Annotated in this window: 1 pseudogene; it reads right to left on the reverse strand. The window is 60.3% G+C overall.

Features of this window, described 5'->3' with window-relative positions:
* Positions 1-217 (reverse strand): annotated as a pseudogene (locus E5W87_RS35880) (calcium-binding protein); the annotation flags it as partial.
* Positions 218-234 lie beyond the last annotated feature (17 nt).

Raw genomic sequence — 234 nt, forward strand, 5'->3', positions numbered from 1 at the left:
TCGTGGTGCCAAGGACTTCAATCGACGAGCCGGCTGAGAGCGCATAGCTCACAGAAGTCCACACCCTGTCTTGACCCTGGCCAGCGGACTCGATCACCCTGTCGCCAGCATGGTCGACATAGAAATCGTCGTTGCCGCCAAAGCCGCTCATCTTATCGGCACCGCCGCCGCCGTTGATGATGTTGGCGCCGGCATTGCCCTGGATGGTTTGGGCCAATTCGTTGCCGGTCAGGT

The sequence above is a fragment of the Mesorhizobium sp. genome (assembly GCF_004962925.1).
GTDB lineage: Bacteria > Pseudomonadota > Alphaproteobacteria > Rhizobiales > Rhizobiaceae > Mesorhizobium.